General features: G+C 61.2%; 13 protein-coding genes and 6 pseudogenes. 14 read left to right on the forward strand and 5 right to left on the reverse strand.

The annotated features are described in order from the left end of the window. The first annotated feature begins 40 nt into the window (after nt 1–40). From AC1DKV_RS16150 to AC1DKV_RS16195, 10 genes and pseudogenes are all read left to right on the forward strand, one after another. Nucleotides 41–1585, forward strand: coding sequence for an acetolactate synthase large subunit (locus AC1DKV_RS16150; protein WP_441620461.1), 1545 nt, complete (start codon nt 41–43; stop codon nt 1583–1585). 101 nt (nt 1586–1686) lie between these two features. Then, nucleotides 1687–2616: an NAD(P)-dependent oxidoreductase gene (locus AC1DKV_RS16155; RefSeq protein WP_441643469.1), complete on the forward strand. Its 930-nt coding sequence runs from the start codon at nt 1687–1689 to the stop codon at nt 2614–2616. Between the two features lie 26 nt (nt 2617–2642). Next, nucleotides 2643–3098, forward strand: coding sequence for a cupin domain-containing protein (locus AC1DKV_RS16160; RefSeq protein ID WP_441620464.1), 456 nt, complete (start codon nt 2643–2645; stop codon nt 3096–3098). 66 nt (nt 3099–3164) lie between these two features. Then, nucleotides 3165–3404, forward strand: a pseudogene (locus AC1DKV_RS16165) (DUF1330 domain-containing protein); the annotation flags it as partial. 91 nt (nt 3405–3495) lie between these two features. Continuing rightward, entirely contained in the window at nt 3496–4359 is an 864-nt protein-coding gene (locus AC1DKV_RS16170) for an IclR family transcriptional regulator (protein WP_441620466.1), read from the forward strand. 373 nt (nt 4360–4732) lie between these two features. Continuing rightward, complete coding sequence (locus AC1DKV_RS16175; RefSeq protein WP_441620467.1) at nt 4733–5209, forward strand: hypothetical protein; 477 nt, start codon at nt 4733–4735, stop codon at nt 5207–5209. Nucleotides 5210–5873: 664 nt separating this feature from the next. Beyond that, complete coding sequence (locus AC1DKV_RS16180; protein WP_441620489.1) at nt 5874–6641, forward strand: COG4705 family protein; 768 nt, start codon at nt 5874–5876, stop codon at nt 6639–6641. A 30-nt stretch (nt 6642–6671) separates the two neighbouring features. Next, the gene (locus AC1DKV_RS16185; protein WP_441620469.1) at nt 6672–7109 is read left to right on the forward strand and encodes a hypothetical protein; all 438 of its coding nucleotides are present in this window, start codon (nt 6672–6674) and stop codon (nt 7107–7109) included. Between the two features lie 15 nt (nt 7110–7124). Then, a complete protein-coding gene (locus AC1DKV_RS16190; protein ID WP_441620471.1) occupies nt 7125–7757 on the forward strand; it encodes a VTT domain-containing protein in 633 nt (210 codons plus the stop codon). Nucleotides 7758–8001: 244 nt separating this feature from the next. Further along, a pseudogene (locus AC1DKV_RS16195) lies at nt 8002–8587 on the forward strand (flavodoxin family protein); the annotation flags it as partial. A 39-nt stretch (nt 8588–8626) separates the two neighbouring features. On the opposite strand, the gene AC1DKV_RS16200 reads toward AC1DKV_RS16195, so the two are convergent. Then, nucleotides 8627–9403, reverse strand: a complete 777-nt coding sequence (locus AC1DKV_RS16200) for an ATP-binding protein (protein WP_441620473.1) — start codon at nt 9401–9403, stop codon at nt 8627–8629. 38 nt (nt 9404–9441) lie between these two features. Between AC1DKV_RS16200 and AC1DKV_RS16205 the strand changes: the two are divergent. Beyond that, a pseudogene (locus tag AC1DKV_RS16205) lies at nt 9442–9798 on the forward strand (putative zinc-binding metallopeptidase); the annotation flags it as partial. 195 nt (nt 9799–9993) lie between these two features. Here the strand turns inward: AC1DKV_RS16205 and AC1DKV_RS16210 are convergent. After that, nucleotides 9994–10183, reverse strand: a pseudogene (locus tag AC1DKV_RS16210) (PRC-barrel domain-containing protein); the annotation flags it as partial. A 316-nt stretch (nt 10184–10499) separates the two neighbouring features. Here AC1DKV_RS16210 and AC1DKV_RS16215 point away from each other — a divergent pair. Then, nucleotides 10500–10922, forward strand: a complete 423-nt coding sequence (locus tag AC1DKV_RS16215; protein ID WP_441620475.1) for an ElaB/YgaM/YqjD family protein — start codon at nt 10500–10502, stop codon at nt 10920–10922. Between the two features lie 1127 nt (nt 10923–12049). Then, on the forward strand, nt 12050–12286 hold the full coding sequence (locus tag AC1DKV_RS16220; protein ID WP_441620477.1) for an acyl carrier protein: 237 nt from the start codon (nt 12050–12052) through the stop codon (nt 12284–12286). Nucleotides 12287–13051: 765 nt separating this feature from the next. Here AC1DKV_RS16220 and AC1DKV_RS16225 read toward each other — a convergent pair. Then, nucleotides 13052–13471 carry a BON domain-containing protein gene (locus AC1DKV_RS16225; protein WP_441620479.1) on the reverse strand — a complete coding sequence of 140 codons (420 nt, stop codon included), beginning with the start codon at nt 13469–13471 and terminating at the stop codon, nt 13052–13054. Nucleotides 13472–14119: 648 nt separating this feature from the next. Next, nucleotides 14120–14587, reverse strand: coding sequence for an RcnB family protein (locus AC1DKV_RS16230; RefSeq protein WP_441620481.1), 468 nt, complete (start codon nt 14585–14587; stop codon nt 14120–14122). Nucleotides 14588–15044: 457 nt separating this feature from the next. Between AC1DKV_RS16230 and AC1DKV_RS16235 the strand changes: the two are divergent. Then, nucleotides 15045–15647: pseudogene (locus AC1DKV_RS16235) on the forward strand (IS6 family transposase); the annotation flags it as partial. A 180-nt stretch (nt 15648–15827) separates the two neighbouring features. Here AC1DKV_RS16235 and AC1DKV_RS16240 read toward each other — a convergent pair. Next, a pseudogene (locus AC1DKV_RS16240) lies at nt 15828–16532 on the reverse strand (class I fructose-bisphosphate aldolase); the annotation flags it as partial. Nucleotides 16533–16633 lie beyond the last annotated feature (101 nt).

The following is a 16633-nucleotide window of genomic DNA, read 5'->3' on the forward strand; positions in this document are numbered from 1 at the left end:
CCCACGCGACCCATCCTCATCGAACCGGAGAACACACAACATGAACGGCGCTGAAAGTCTGGTCACCACACTGCTCGAGTCGGGCATCGATACCTGCTTCGCCAATCCCGGCACCAGCGAAATGCATTTCGTCGCGGCCCTGGATCAAATTCCAGGTATGCGGTGTGTGCTGGGACTGCAGGAGAACGTCGTGACCGGCATGGCCGACGGCTATTTCCGCATGGCCCGCAAGCCCGCGAGCACGCTATTGCATTGCGGACCGGGACTTGCCAACGGGTGGGCGAACCTTCACAACGCTCGCCGCGCGAATAGCGCGGTCGTCAACATCGTGGGAGATCAGGCGACCTATCACCGCCCGTATGATGCGCCCCTCACTGCCGATACGGCCGCGCTCGCGGGCGCCGTATCGGCATGGGTCCGCACGAGCCAGTCCGCAGCCGACGTCGGTCGTGATGCGGCCGCCGCAGTAGCCGCTGCGCGGACCGCGCCCGGGCAGATCGCCTCGCTGATCCTGCCTTCCGATACGTCATGGGATGCGGGCGGCGCTGCCGCGCGCGCATTGCCCGTACCGTCAGCGCCATCGATCGATACGTTTGCCGTCGACAACGCGGCGCGCATTCTGCGCCAGAATAGCAATGACGTGCTGATTCTGCTTGGCGGCGAGTGCGCGCTGCCCGAAGCGCAGGCGCTCGCGTGGCGCATTGCCAGCGCGACGGGCGCGACCCTGAAATATGAGTACGTGATGGGGCGGGTCTCGCGTGGACGAGGCCGTCTGCCGATCGAGCGGGTGCCCTACAACACCGATCAAGCCATCACGATGATGGCATCGTTCCGGCACATCATCCTGGTCAACGCCAGGCCACCAGTCGGATTCTTCGCCTATCCCGGCAAGCCCTCCCTCCAGTATCCGCGCGAAGCCCAGATCCATCATTTGTCGCGCGTCGACCAGCATCCCGAAGCGGCCCTGCTCGCGCTGGCGGAGGCGCTGAACGCGCCAGTGGTCGATATGCCGCCCGCGCAGCCCTGCCCGGAGATCGCTACCGGTGTACCCACGCCGGAAGGGCTGGCCCAGACGATCGCCGCCGTGATGCCGGAGAACGCGATCATATCGGACGAAAGCATTTCGTATGGCCGCAGCTTCTACCGATTCACCCACGCTGCAGCACCACATGACTGGCTCTCACTGACCGGCGGTGCCATTGGCGACGGACTCCCGGTTGCAACCGGCGCGGCGGTGGCCTGTGGGGGCTCGAGACGGGTCATCAGCCTGCAGGCTGACGGCTCGGCGATGTATTCGCTTCAGTCGCTTTGGACGCAGGCACGTGAACGACTCCCCTGCACGACGATTTTGTTGGCCAACCGCAAGTACAACATCCTGATCGGCGAATACGAGAACGTCGGGGCATTACCGGGGCCCACGGCCATGAGCATGCTGGATCTGTCGAATCCCGATCTCGACTGGGTCAGGCTCGCCAACGGCATGGGGGTGGAGGCCGCACGCGCAACGACGCTCGAGCAGTGCGCCGACCTCATGAAGCAGAGCTTCCGCCAGGACGGCCCCTTCCTGATCGAACTGTTGATCTGAGTGAAGGCCGGCACTGCAACATTACCCGAAGCACGACGCGCGCGGCACCGACTGGTAGACGCGGTGCGCGGAAATCTACCCAGATACGGAGACATACGAACGTGAGCAAGATTACCCAAGTCGGCTTTTTAGGCCTTGGCAACATGGGTGCCGCGATGGCAATGCGGCTTATTCATCCCGGGTGCCGACTGCACGTCTACGACCCTAACGCGGAAGCCGTGTCGCGACTTGTGGACGCTGGCGCAGTGGCGCATGCCAGTCCACGTTCGGTGGCGGATGCCGCCGCCATCGTCATGGCCTGCCTGCCAAGCCAGGCGGTATGCGAAGCGGCGATTTTCGGCCAGGACGGCGTGGCGGCCGGCAACGCGCTGCATACGTACATCGAGATGTCGACGATCGGTCCGACTGCGGTGTCCTCCATCGCACAGAGACTTCAGCGTCAGCATATCGCCACGGTGGACGCGCCAGTCAGTGGTGGGCCGTCCGCCGCGCGTGCGGGCACGCTGTCCATCATGCTGGCCGGCGCGAGCCATGACATTGCGCGCGCCATGCCCTCGCTGGATCGCATCGCGAAGACAATTCACAAGCTGGGCGATCAGCCCGGCCAGGCACAGGCGATGAAGCTGGTGAACAACATCATGCTGGCCGCCAACATGGCCGTTGCATCGGAGGCGTTGGCAATGGGCGCCAAAGCAGGCCTGAACGCCGACGCCATGGCCGACGTCATCCGATCCAGCACCGGCCAGAGCGCGGCAGCAGACATACTTGCTCGCTTCGCCCTCCCTGGATCGTTCGACTTCGGGGCACACATGTCGATCCTCGCAAAGGATGTGGAGCTCGCCATCGCAGAGGCCCGCAATCTGCGCATCCCGGCGCGCGTTCTAGAGCAGGCCCGGGGCGTCTGGCAAACGGCAATGGAAGAAGGACGCGGCCAGGACGATTTCACTTCGATCATCAAGAGTGTGGAAGAACGCGCCACCGTGCTGGTACGCGGGGCACCACGGCGGCAACCCGCCAATCAGCAACTTTAACAACGACAACACCCACGGAGCAGACCATGGACTCATCCACCGAACACGTTCATTCCGCCACGTCGATTGCCGACGCCGAAGCGCTTGCGCAAAGGCTTTCCTATGCCACGCCCGAAACGGCGCCACTGGTGCCGGGACGCCGCTCATTCTTCAAGTATCGGGACCTGGGCGTGACGACTGCCACGGATGGCCGCATGCGCGCGCAGATAACTCTTGCAACGGGCGAAATGCAGCAAACCGGGTGGCACTATCACCTCTGCGATTCGCAGTTCATTTATACGCTGCGCGGTTGGGTCGACCTGGTCTTCGAGGACGGCCGCCATATTCGCGTCAGCGCGGGAGAATCGCTCCTGATCCCTGGCGGACTCAAGCACAACGAGTTGGCGATCTCACCAGACCTCGAGCTTCTCGAAGTCTCGATTCCGGCAAAGATGGGAACGGTGGCCTGCGACGCTCCAGCGAACTTCACCTCATCCTTCTGACGGGAGACGACATGACGAAAGGTTACATTTTTGCCGAGGTAGACATCCACCCCCGGCGCGGAGTGGGATGAGTACGCCAGCAAGGTCCAGCCCACGCTGGATTCCTATGGCGGCGTGTTCCTGATTCGGGGAGGCACGCCCCACGTGCTCGAGGGCAACGCCAAAACCGGGACGTTCGTGGTTCTGGAGTTCGAGAGCCCCGAGGACGCCACGGCCTGGTACACCTCCACAGACTATCAGCGCATTTTGCCGCTCCGCCTCCGCAATGCCGATGCGCGCGTCATCTGCTTGCCTGGAGCTGGCTGAATTCCCGTGTCATCGCCCGTGATAAACTCAAAAATCGTTCGCGCACCCTGAATCCGAGGTTCGCCCCCTTCCGAGAGGAGTATCGACGGCTTTGACAGAAGCAAAAAAAACCATCGCAGAACCATCGGCGGTGTCGGCGGACGACCCGCCACCGACTGCTGCCGGCAATAGCGGAGGACGACGCCGGATTCAGTCGGCCGACAAGGCAACGGAGGTTCTTCTTGCGCTTGTCGAGGCGGGTAAGGCGACACCCCTCCGCGATCTGGCGCGCGCCATCGGCATGCCAAACAGCCTCGCGCATCGCTACCTCGCGAGCCTAATGGCAAGCGGTCTCGCGGTACAGGATGAAGTCACCGGTCTCTACGACCTTGGGCCGACGGCGGTACGCATCGGCGCGTCTGCCCTCGCGCGTATTGATCATCTGCGCCTCGCCAGTGAAGCAATGCCACAGCTAGTTTCTATCACGGGATTGCCCGCCCTCCTCTGTGTGCTCGGCGATCGCGGCCCCACTATCGTGCGATGGGAACGCAGCTATGTGCCGTTCATTACTACGTTGTCGGTGGGCTCGACATTCCAATTGACAAATTCGGCAACGGGTCGCGTGCTGCTCGCCTTCACCCCCGATCAGGTCAGAGATGACCTGATCGAGTTGGCCGTTTCGAAGAACCATGAACAGCCGCCAGTGAAGTTGCTTGAGCGTCTTTCGACGATCCGGCGAGTCGGATACGACGAAGCGGAATCGGTTCTCATCCCAGGACTGTCCGCTGTGAGCGCGCCGATTCTCGATGTTCAGAACGAGGCAGTCGCGTGTCTGACGCTAATCGGCGCAAGCCCCGATGTCCGGCGCATCAAGACAAAGGCAATCAAAGCGCTGGTCGACGCAAGCGTGAGCATCTCGCGATCTTGCGGGAGCAACCTGTCGTTCGGCTCGTCATTGGCGGATCCGACAACATAAGCCTGATTTCCTGCATTGCCGCCTGATCGTCTGCCAAAACCTGGCATCCAACTTGCGGGCGACGGTCGCAACACCGAACCGGGCGACCGCTCTTGTCGCGACTTCAGTCAGAACAATTAGACCGGTCGACCGGCGGAGAAGGGTCGTGGCAAGAGACGACCGTTGAGTGTCCGCGGGATGCCATGGTCACAACCCAGTACTTTCACCATCGTGAAAATATTGATTGGGAATCCGGAACTGAGGGCCAGCGCGCCGACGGCTGACTTGAGTTGTTGGCGGCGCAGACAGACATCCGCCCTTCCCCCAATAACGTAGCCACCCAAAACCCGGCCAGAAGGAGAGCTAGTCCGGCCGTGAGGCCTTGGTGAAAAAAATGAGGCACGCCTACCGCAGACGTATATCTGTCCGATCGCTGGTCTGGATCGGCCTGGTCAGCCTGTTGTCTGTGGGGTGTGGTCCGGTACCGAAGGCAAACGATTTACCACCATTGTTGCGCAATGTGACGGCTGGAGGCGGCCATGCGAGTCCGTGCCCGCCCAGCAACAAGACGGAAGTGGAGATGCTGAAGGGATGGGGCGGGAAGCTGGCAATCTCGCCAGAGTTCGACGCTCGGCTGCGAACATTATTCCCGCCTGGGTCACCTGTGGCCGCGCTCGAAAATGCGCTTCGGAATCAGGAGTTTAAGATTGATGGTGTGTGTAGGAGTGACATCTCCATCCATCGTGCGGAGTTCTTCCGCAAGGGAAAGGGTCCATTGCCATACGATGTGTCCGCGCAGGTTTTTTGGAAGGCTGACGAAGAAGGTCACATTGCTTGGACCAAGGGATTCGTCATGTATAGCGGCCTGTAGCTACTCGTAAGCGAATACAGTCGGCAGCCTCTTCGAGGTCATGCCTGTTTCTCCCGCCACCGCGTCGTGCGCTGTCAAGGCGCGTTCGCCGGGCGCTTACGGTCTAACCGCCGCGCCCCCCTCCGCGTAGGAGTCCAGTCCTGCTGCTCCCCCTTCACCCCGCTGCACTGCCAGGCTCCGCTGTTTCGCCGAGGGTGGAGGCTACCGGAACGCCGACGAACTCCCCGCCCTCTTTTTTGTCGCCACTTATGCGCGCCGCGTTGGAGCACGCCGCCAGGCGTAGCGGCTTCATCGACATTTTGGGCCAGGGGCCAGGCATTGATCTAACCTTGCGAACGTTCATCGCCGCATAGGCATCGGAAAGGCACTCCCCTCGCCGTATGCGGCCGGCTGTCCCCGTGCCACGCGCCATCCCGCGATGGGAAAACGCTCAGTTGCCGGCGCCGGCCGGTATTGCCTTAGTCACTTCGCCCAAACGTCGTTCCTTTAATTCTTCCTTAAGGCATACGGCGTTAGCCTTAACTCCATCCTTTGCTGCCCGTTTCCGTGTCGGGTATCCAGTTGGTTGCGTACCGCGACCATGTATCTGGCCAGATGCGACTGCGCACGCCAACCCGCTGACCGAATCGGAGAGCCCTTTATGCCCACCGTACTGCAAGATCCCATGTCCAATTGGCAGAACAAGGTGCCGCAAGTCACCCTCGGTTTTTGGATCATCAAGATTATGTCGACCACCGTTGGCGAGACTGGTGCCGATTACCTCGCTGTCAATGCGGGACTGGGACAGGCGGCCACACGTGCTGGTATGTTCGGTCTGCTGTGCCTTGCTTTGCTCACCCACGTGCGGCAGCGTCGTTACGTTCCATGGCTTTACTGGCTGACGGTAGTGCTGGTCAGCGTAGTAGGCACCCAGATCACCGACGCTCTGACTGACGGCTTAGGCGTGAGCTTATACCTAAGCACCGCGCTTTTCGCCATCCTGCTCGCTGGGGTTTTCCTGCTCTGGTACGGCCGAGAAAGGACGCTATCTATCCAATCCATAGATAGCCCCCAAAGAGAGCTGTTTTACTGGGCTGCGATTCTTTGCACATTTGCACTGGGCACCGCAGCAGGCGACCTCGCCACCGAAGCCCTGGGACTGGGATTCCGACTCGGCTGCGTGGCATTTGGCACGTTGATCGCGCTCACCGTCGCGGCCTTTTACTGTGGCTTAAACACTGTCTTGGCGTTCTGGATCGCTTATATCCTCACGCGTCCCCTGGGCGCTTCGCTCGGTGACATGTTGTCACAGTCGCACGAGTATGGCGGCGTTGGTCTCGGCGCCTTGGTGACAAGCGCGATCTTCCTATCGGTGATCGTTCTGATGGTCGCCATCGCCCAACGGAATGTTAGTCAGCGCGGGCCCGGTAATCCCGCCCCTCGCACCTCGTAATGCATCACGCGAATCCTTTAGGAGTACGACATGAAGCGACACATCATTCACCGCCGACTTGACGCGGCCTTGCTCGCCGCAGCCGTGCTGGCGCCAAGCTACGCAAGTGTTTCCGCGGCCCTCGCCCTCCTCCCTCACATCGCTGTGGCGGCCACTCCTGCGGACACGCCCACGCAATCCAGGCTAGGCGACCTGTCCGCCTTTCGCGTGATCGCTGCAGACGTGGCCTTGCTCGTTGAAAAGGGCAATCTACCCGCGGCAAAGACGAGGATCAAGGACCTAGAGGTTGCGTGGGATAACGCCGAAGCCGGCCTGAAGCCGCGCGCCGCCGCGGACTGGCACGTCGCCGACAAGGCCATCGACCGCGCGCTCGGAGCAGTGCGGTCTACCACACCAAATGCGGTGGAGTGCAAGCAAGCATTGACGGATCTTTTAGGCACGTTTGACCGGCTCGGCGGACGACGTTAAGGTCCGGGACATCGCATGTTATCCACCGGATTGCTCAGTTGGCTCTTCAATGACCAGCAAATTATGTCGATGCTGGCCCAGAACTGGGTCACCGGCGTGCTGTTCGTGGCAGCCATCATCTTCCTGGAGACCGGCTTCGTCATTCTGCCGTTTTTGCCGGGTGATTCATTGCTGTTCGCGACTGGCGCATTCCTCGGCGTCAATGGTTTGTCGCCGCTACCAGCAATGGCAATGATTTGCACCGCAGCCATTGTCGGCGACGGCGTCAACTACCTGATAGGCCGGTCCCCCCTGGGTCAGCATCTGCTGCGCGGTGGCTGGGTTAAGCCGCAATATATTGCAAAGACTCGTGCCTACTTCGATCACTACGGGGGCTCGACCATCACCATCGCGCGCTTCGTGCCGATCGTCCGCAGCGTGGCCCCCTTCCTCGCCGGCCTGACTGGCATGCACCCCCGGCGCTTCGCTGCCTTCAACGTGCTCGGCGCGGTGGTGTGGGGAAGTGGCTTACTGCTTGCCGGCTTCTGGCTGGGCGGCATCGAGTGGGTGCGTTCGCATATGAGTTGGCTGACGATAGCAATTATCGTCGTATCGCTGTTACCGGTGGTGGTGCAGGTCCGAAGGGGATGGGGCCGGGTTGAGGGGTAAATGCTCGGCCGCGCGAAAGTTGGTAAGGGCGGTTATGGGAAGAACATCGGCCAATAGGGATTATTAGCTGGCGGGACATTTGTCCTGCCCTCTGTTGCTGCATGGCCGAAGTTTCCTTCGCGCGGCAAAATGCCTGTAGCCACGGGACATGCGCCCCGCCGGTCCCCCGTCACGCTGAGCACAACATTTGATTGGCATTAATCTTCGTGCTGTTGCGCTCATCTATCCGACGGCGGCGCAGCTTACGGCCATGCCACTTTGCCATTGGCCATGCAGTTGCTATCCCAATCATTCGCTCGGCCAGGTCAACGATTGGATGAACGCGCTCTATCCGCGCTGGGTAGGCGCCCATGGCGTGATGATCGTCTCGCCGGTCTATTGGTATCAGGCCACAAGTCCGCTCAAGCTGATGATTAACCGGCTGGTCTGTGCCGATGGCGGTAACCCCGATCCGAGCAGCACGCATGGCAAAAGCCGGAGCAAGCCAAGGCGCTGGAATTGCGGGGCTGGGACTACCCCAAGCACTTGGCCGGGCGCGTCTACGGTGTGGCGGTACATGGCGACGTGGCCGGAATCGATGGTGTGCGACGCGCATTGTGCGACTGGATGGACTGGATGGGCTTGATAGACGCAGGCATCTGGCGAAACTCGACCGCTATATCGGCTATTGGCGCCCGTACGCCACCAGCCATGCTGACCTCGATCACGACCAGGCGATGCCGCGCGAGGTGGACAATGTGGCCGGCGCGATTGCCGAGGCGGTAAGTCTGCGCCGTGCGGGCAAGCTGGAAGCGCCCGACCGCAAGGTGTTGGCGCCACGGCAGAAGTGATGTGATGGGGCACAGTATGTGAATGCCCCGCCCTGCTGCCTATACGCGCTTTGCGCCCATGGCAATCAAGGCATTCAACTGCGTCAATGCGGCTGGCTTGACCAGATAGTGATCAAAATCCCGCCGTTCGCCGAGGCCTCCTTCCGGCCTCCCGTATCCGCTCAGGGCCACCAGCCGGACATCGGGCAGATTGGGGTTCGCCCGGATCAGCCGTGCCACTTCATTGCCGTCGATATCTGGCAAGCCGATATCAAGCAAGACGACCTCGGGATGAAAGTTATCCACGCATGTCAGGGCACTCGAGCCGTCCCGCGCGACCCGCACCTCGTGGCCGTCCAGGCGAAGTAACGTCGCGATGCTGTCGCCAGCATCGCAGTTATCGTCGACCACGAGTATGCGGCGGGGTAAAACGACCGAAGCCGTCACGGTGTGCAAGGGCTCGGGCGCAGCCGCTGGCGTGCCGTCCGGCAGTGCCGGCAGGCGCACGACAAACCGGCTCCCGACATTCTGCCCGTTGCTGGTGGCCGTCACGGTCCCCCCATGGAGTTCGGTCAGCTTGCGCACGAGGGCCAGCCCGAGGCCGAGTCCTGACGCGCGGCGGTCGGTAGCCGGTTCGGCTTGCACGAAGATCTCGAAAATGCTGGCAAGAAACTCCTTGCGGATGCCGATGCCGTTGTCGGTGATGCTCAGCACCGCATCTTCGCCCTGCCGTTTGATCCTCAGATCGATGACGCCACCGTCCGGGGTGTACTTGATGGCATTGCCAGCCTTGCGATGCAGTCGCAGGTAGAAGGCGAGCGATCCAGATGAGCTCATTTCTTTTTATACACGGCGTCCAGGCGTTGCACCCACCTCGGCACTATGTCAGCGCCTACGCGGCCATGCCCCCGTGGGAGGACTGGGCCGAAACCTGGGCAGACTATCTCCACATCGTCGATACCGTGGACACCGCCGCGGCATGCGGGCTTGCGCTCAAGCCAGCCACAGTCGGAGAGCCTACCCTGACGGACCAGACACCCGTCGAGGATGCCAGCTTTCAAAGTCTGATGAATCGGTGGTTTCCGCTCACCTACGTGCGCAACAGCCTCAACCGAAGCCTGGGCGTGCCGGATGGCTATCCGTTCGCACTGAGCCCTGTCGTGGTGGACAAGCTCCGCTTCGTGCACGAGGTTGTGGCGGCGGGGCCACAGGCAGCATTGCCTAATCCGTAGGGCGCTTATTCCGGCTCGATATTCGTCACCGTTGCCACGCCACTAACCTTCTCAAAGGTTGCACGGACCTTGCTCCCTTCCTTTAGTTGTCGCCGATGAAAAGCCCGGACTGACCCTGAGCCGCCACCCGCTCGCCCTGCCGCGCACGCGCACCGCTCGCTGCGCTCCCATGGAATTATTCATAAATCAGATAGGAAAACCCGGCGCATTCTTGATCCGTTGCGCGGTCACACCGGTGCTGAAGCACTTATCGTCGGTGTCCAGGCTGAGCGCGCCCCAGGGACTGGCATGCAGGGAATCGCCCATTCCGAGGAAGCCACCGTTGGTCAGCACAGCGTATGCGTCCGCCACGCACGTCGAGCAGGATCTCCGAAATTTTGCCAACCTCCGGCCGAGGGAGGAATTTCAAGGCCGGTAATTTTCTATGCAGCCGTGCGCGAGAGGCAGGGCTGCTGGATTCGCCGCGAGGGCTTGGTTCTGGTCGCATCACGGCTGCCGCGCTGCTCCCCGCAGTGACCGACCGGCGATGCCTGGCCAGAGCGCGCTCCACTTGGGGGTAATGATGCATTCATGGCATGAAACATGCGCTGTGTACCTGGCCTGCGCCGCCGACGAGCAGGCGGACGACCACGGGGTACCGCGCGGCGTGTCCGGCGCGCGATGACCTGATGCCGAACGACCGACTTTCAGGAGCACGACTAATGGAAACCCAAGGCAATACCCAATCCTCCGTCCAGAACGATTCGCCGGGTATCGCCGGCAAGTTCGGCACGGCAACCACAAACATCCTGGACGCTGCCAAGGACGCCGGCAAACAGGTCGGTGCGGTCGCACGCAGCGAAGCCTACGGCTTGAAGCGGGAGCTCGACGACCTGATCAGCCGCATTCCCACCCTGTCCGGGGCTGCGCTGGACGAGGCCAAGGAAGAGTTCCTGAGCAAGATGAACGCGACCAGGGATGCCGCAAAGGGCATCTCGGAAAATGTGCGCCAGCAAATCTCCCGGCGAGCCGAGGATACCGCCGCCTATGTTAAGGATCAGCCGCTGCGTTCCATGAGCGTGGCGGTCGGGGTCGGCATTATCCTGGGCCTGTTGATGGCAAACCGGGGTGGCGACCGGGGCTAGGACTGAAGATAGACTGAATCGCGGACCAGGCCCGACCCTCTTGCGCGCCGGCACCTGGTTTCGCTAGGGCGCTCAGTCGCAGCCGCCACCGCCCAGGTGCGGAGGTTGCCTCCGCGCGCCCGTCCTGATTGGCCCGATCAGCAGGACCCAAATTCCAAGCGGCAATTCGGGACCTTCAATGCGTCGAATGGGCAGGAAAGCCTCCGCCCCCTGCACCGCGCGCATTCCCTCACGCACGCTCACGCCGACGAAATACATTAATCATCCCAGGGAACTGCGCCGTGCGTAAGCAGCATTGCGCTCCTGGTCGATCTCATGCAGCGTCCGGTAACGGCGGCCCATTCGCGTGCCAACGCGACCTGCGCGCGTATGCGTTCCAAGTGGTCGAGAATTGGGCATTCATTCTTGACGCAGACTTCGCAACTTATGCTGGAGCTTTCCTCGAATTGCTTGAACAGTTTCTTGGCCGCACGATGGTCGTCTGCCAGGAGGCCGTGAGCTGCACGTTGGTCTGTTGGTACTTTTGCTTTGTCCATGGTCAACTCTTACGTGTCATTTTGGGGAAACGGCATGCGCTTCGCATGCTCGCAGTCAAGAGAGCACACTCTGTTCCCGCGCGCAAAGGACGATTGGGCAAAATTTAAGCCAATGAGCTAGCTACACGCAGCTCCCGCTGTCAGGGGCACCGTCATAGCGATTTTGAGTTGAATGTGACGCGGAGGGTCGGTCTGCAGAGGGTACGATTCTGGGCCCGGAAGCGCGAAAGCACGTTTTTGGCCGAGTTAAGCTCGCCGAGAAAGCTCCGGATCCCGGGCGGAAGCCTGAGAAATCTGCCTGGCAGTTGAAGTGTTCAGATTCCTATTCGCATTTCGCAAATGATCTAGCCGTTATGCCTGAAGACTTCGGTCATTTCCGGTCGCGCAATTTCGACACGATCGCGGCAGCTTTCGGATGTACTTCTCATCGCACATCGGGACGTCACAGCAGCAGCGCGCTCGCCGCGAGATGAGCTACGCGAGCAGATGGGCTACCAACGTGGCGAGCTTGTGCGGCGGCGCACTGAAGCCCCACGACGGATTCGGCCCAATGGTTTCTTTCGATCATACTCATCCGCCGAGAGGTTCCAGATGAAGGCTATCATTCGACAGATCCTTAGCGACGTCGCACGGCTCGACGTGCCCGTCGAAGCGCTTGACGACCAAGCAGATCTTTACGCAGCGGGCCTCTCCTCCCTGGCTACCGTGCACGTGATGCTGGCCATTGAGAATGCATTCAACATCGAGATCCCCGATGCAATGCTTTCCCGCCAACTGTTTCGAAGCGTAAATTCGCTCGCGGCGGCAGCCGAAGAACTCCAGTCTTAGCGGGCGGAATCCGCGTGGAGCCTGGACCATTCCGCTCGGTCGGATACTACCGGCCGCTGCCAGCTCAGCATGAGGCCCATTTCTACTGAGGAAAGGCCCGCATCTCACATGACATGGTTTTAATGGTGAAGACGTGAACGAATTGCCGTTTGAAACAGCTAGCTGTCCACTCTGCCAGACGCTCGCGGAACGCCGGCGCACCTTGGCTGGCTACGTATATCACTGCGCGAGTTGCGGTGGCCCATTTGAGGTCGGCGTCGGCGCACAGGCCCGATCCGAGCGCGACGAGATGCCTCCTCATATCGTCTCCGACATGCGGGACTGTCTCGTGCAGGGCAACCGCCCCCGCGTGGAGTTGGACGCAAATCAAGATCGCCTCATCGTTAAGGCGGAATCCAAATCGCAAAAAAACTAATGTGCGGGGCCGCAGTGCTGTTGCAGGAGGCTTTTCCATAAATTTCTACGGCCCCCTGACACAATTGATCCTGACCCTCACCCCCGCCGACGGACTCACTCGTACCCATCTCCGACAATGCGAGGATCAGCCTGCGACATAACGGCCCGGCCTTAGGCGCGCGCCGACACCGAGCGAAGGTGGTCAGCCAAACGACCAATAGCGATGCTTCGTGCGCTCCATTACCTTCCTATCTGCATTACTTTGCTGGAAGGCCCGCCGCTGCCATCAAGCGCCCGGCGGGAGGTTCAATCGCCCCATCAACACGCCAAGCATCGCCGGGGGCGTTTTCCTGCGAAAGGTGCGCGATACTATTTCTCGACCTCAAGGCCGTCCACGACAGATTGCACGCCCTCCACTGTTCGGACCGCATTCAAGGCCGTCAGCTTTTCGGTGTCGCTTTGCACCTTGCCATTGAGCTGCACGATGCCGTTCTCGGTACTCACCCGCATCCGGCCTGATCGAAGCCCGGAGGCTAGAAGCTGCTCTCTCACCTTCATGGTGATTGCATTGTCGGAAACGTTTGTCGCGGGTGCTGCGATCGGCGCGGACTTCATGATGCCGCCGCCAAACTCACCTTCTGGGGCTCCGACGGGTCTATTATTTATGGCGGGGACGCCCTCCGTTACCGTCGGCAATCTGGGCGCATCTGTCCCGGCGGTTACCTCGCCTGCGGTCGCAAGCAATCCCGCAAGACTAGCGAGACACATCTTCACGATAAGTTTCATCATCGTCTCCTGTAATGCCTCCCAACTCGTTTCATATCGCGCTCGTCCCAACAGCGCTATGGCCTCCCTATAAAGACGGACAATCTCGGGAAGCGGGGAGTTCCGCCAGTGCATGATGCCGATCGAGCCGACAGCCAGAAATGTAGGATTACGCTGACGCCGGAATCCACGAGACCGCCCTACACTCTAGTTGTATGGATAATGGGTGGGCCGTCGGCTTATTGGTGATGCTCAAGTTCCGCGCCAGGCTTATAGGGGGTAAGGAGGACGAACAGATTCACTTTCGCGCCTCGGGCACCTACCCAAAATGTCGCTTGCGAGGTCGCTATAGAGACCAGGTGATCGATGTGACCGCGACGGACTTCTTTCAAGCCCTTTGCCAAATCCGAGAGGTATTAGCGGCGTGTCGCCTGTACCCACAGTGCTACGGGTCTAGTCTAAATGTGTACGCGAAGCGGCGCGTCACGTCGAACGGTTTTCGCTCCTTCAGGATATTAGGAAGATGCAACAATTGGGACAACTCTCGGGTTCAGAATCGGGACGACTGATCTGCGACCTTTTAGCGAAACTCAGCCCTGCCAGGCCTAGCTTTCCGATCCGTCCATTTTTTTGGCGTCAATTCACATCTGCCGGCTTTTTGTTGCCCGCGACCTAGCGCCCGATGACCACCTGGAAGACCACGCCGGTCGGAACGGCGACCAGTAGGTAATCCCCGCCAACCCCCACCCACTGGTATCCGCGCGGCGGAGGCGATAGCCGATAGGCGCGCCAGTCATCGACCACGTACTGACGGTGACGGTATTCCGACGGGATCCTTTCACCCTTTTGCCAATGGCCAGGGCCCGGGCGATCAGCGCGACGGTCAGGGCCGTACCCTCTGTCCATCTGCCCCCTGCCCCTGTCACCTTCCCAACCTATGTCACCTTGCCGGCCGTGGTCACCGTCCCGACCGCGATCGTTGTAGCCGTGCTGGTTATCGTGATTTTGACCCTGATCGTGACCCATGGGGGGCCTTCCGCGATCATCTCCACCAGGACCCCTATCCTGGGCATAGGCGGCAATCGAAATGACAGTGCACGCCGCTAGCGCCAGGCTGGCGAACATCTTGATCTTCCGCATCTCGATCTCCAGAGGCTATGTAATTGAGGACCCTACCATTCAGTCTATTCCGGGCTCCGGAGGCTACTCGTAACGAAATCGTAATGCGTATTCATCACATGGCCTCGCGCACTCGCTAGCGAGGCGCTAGTATCGCTGCCCGCCCTGCCACCGGTCTCTGTCGCTACCGTCGTCCCGGTGATCGCTCCGGTCGCGATTGCCGTGGTCCCGGTCGTGGTCCCCTCGGCCATCTCCGCCGTAGTACCCGCCACCGCCCCGGTGCTCATCTCCATAGGGCGCCACAACGCAGCCACTGAGCAATGCAATGGAAGCGGCAAGCAACACAAGGATGAGCTTCATAAGGTTCTCCTATTCAACTTCGTTCTTTCTTCAGGGTACGCATTGGATTGCCGGTTGAATGTAGGAAATGGGCTCTCCCACAACGAGGATTCCTCCTACAACGAGCCATGACGACAACCTGAGCCTGCGCGAGATTGAGGAGCTGCTGTTCGAGCGCGGTGTGATCGTCAGCTACGAGACGATCCGCCGCTGATGCGACAAGTTTGGCGCGGCCTTTGCGCATCGCGCCAAGGCTGCGCGCCGCAAACCAGGCAGCACGTGGCAACTGGATGAGATGCTCGCGACGTTGCGTGGCGAGCCCTACGTGCTGTGGCGGGCCGTCGATGAATATGGTGCCGAACTCGACATCCTGCTGCAGAAGCGGCGCGACAAGGCCGCCGCCCGACGCTTCTTTCAGCGCGTGCTGCGTTCCTGCCCGGCGCCACGCAAGATCGTCACCGATCAACTGCGCGGCTACCCAGCCGCAAAGGCCGAAATCTCGGAGCTGGCCAGCGTCAAGCACGTGTTCGTGAAGGCCCCCGCCCGCGTGAACAATCGCGCCGAGAACAGTCATCAGCTGACCCGCGAACGGGAGCGGCGCATGCGCGGATTCCGCGACCCAAGGCGCACGCAGGCCTTCCTGCCGAACTTCGGCCTGATCTGGCAGCATTTCGCTCTCAAGCGTCATTTGCTGCGCGCTTCGCTTTATCGCAAACTCCTCAACTGCACACCGCCGAGATGAGTACGGGTCAACGCCCCGCCTATTGAAAACCCGGCTTCAGGCCGCTTGCGCCAGCGCCTTGTACCCTGCAACTCTTCAACATAGCCGCGGGTGCTTTCCATCTTGCGCCTGCCGAGAACTCAGCCCACAGCGGTCTCTAGCGCAGCTTCGTATTGCCCCAGGCAAGCCATGCCATTCATCCGTGAGCGCTGCAGTAGCGTCCGTTGCGCTCGGCACCATGCTGGGCTTCAGCAGCATGTGTTCGAGCACCACCGCATGCCGGTGCAAGGCGTGAAAGACTTCGTGCAGCACGGCCTCGGTGACCTCGGCGCAACGCGCCATGGAGTGCGCGCCATCCATCAGCACCTCGGGTTCGACGATGGGCACCACGCCCGTCTCCTGGCAGATCGCTGCATAGCACGCCAGCGCCTCCGCATTGGCCTGGATGGCGCGCCAGCCAGGCAGTTTGTCGGACACGTTGTACACCGCGCGCCACTTGGCAAAGCGCGCGCCCTGCTGGCGATAACCGGCAAGGCGCTTGGCCAGTCCGTCGAGGCCCTCGGTGATCTCGTCGCCGGGAGCGTGGGCGAGCGCGAGCTTGCCCTTATCCACCTTGATGCCGGGCACGATGCCATGGCGCGCGGCCAGTTCTGGCAGCGGCGTGCCATCGTCGGCGCGCTGGCCCAGCGTTTCCTCGTGCAGGATCACGCCGCTGATGAATTCACCAAGACCTGGTGTCGACAGGAGCAGGTTGCGCCACGACCGGCGATTTTCCTCGCTTGATTCCACACCGATGCGCTCGAACCGTTTGGCGATCGTCGGCCCGCTTTCGTCGGCGGCCAGCAGGCCTTTGCCCGCTTGAACCAGAGCGTCCACAGTGGCTTGCAGTTCGCTTCGTGTGTCCATGATGTTGCTCCGCGCAGGTGACATGAGAACAAGCATTAGCTCGCAAATGCAATTGTGCAAGCGAGCCCGGGGCCCGTGGCCGGTGCTTTGGTGGCCGCCCG

This window comes from Cupriavidus sp. 05T41, assembly GCF_056396525.1.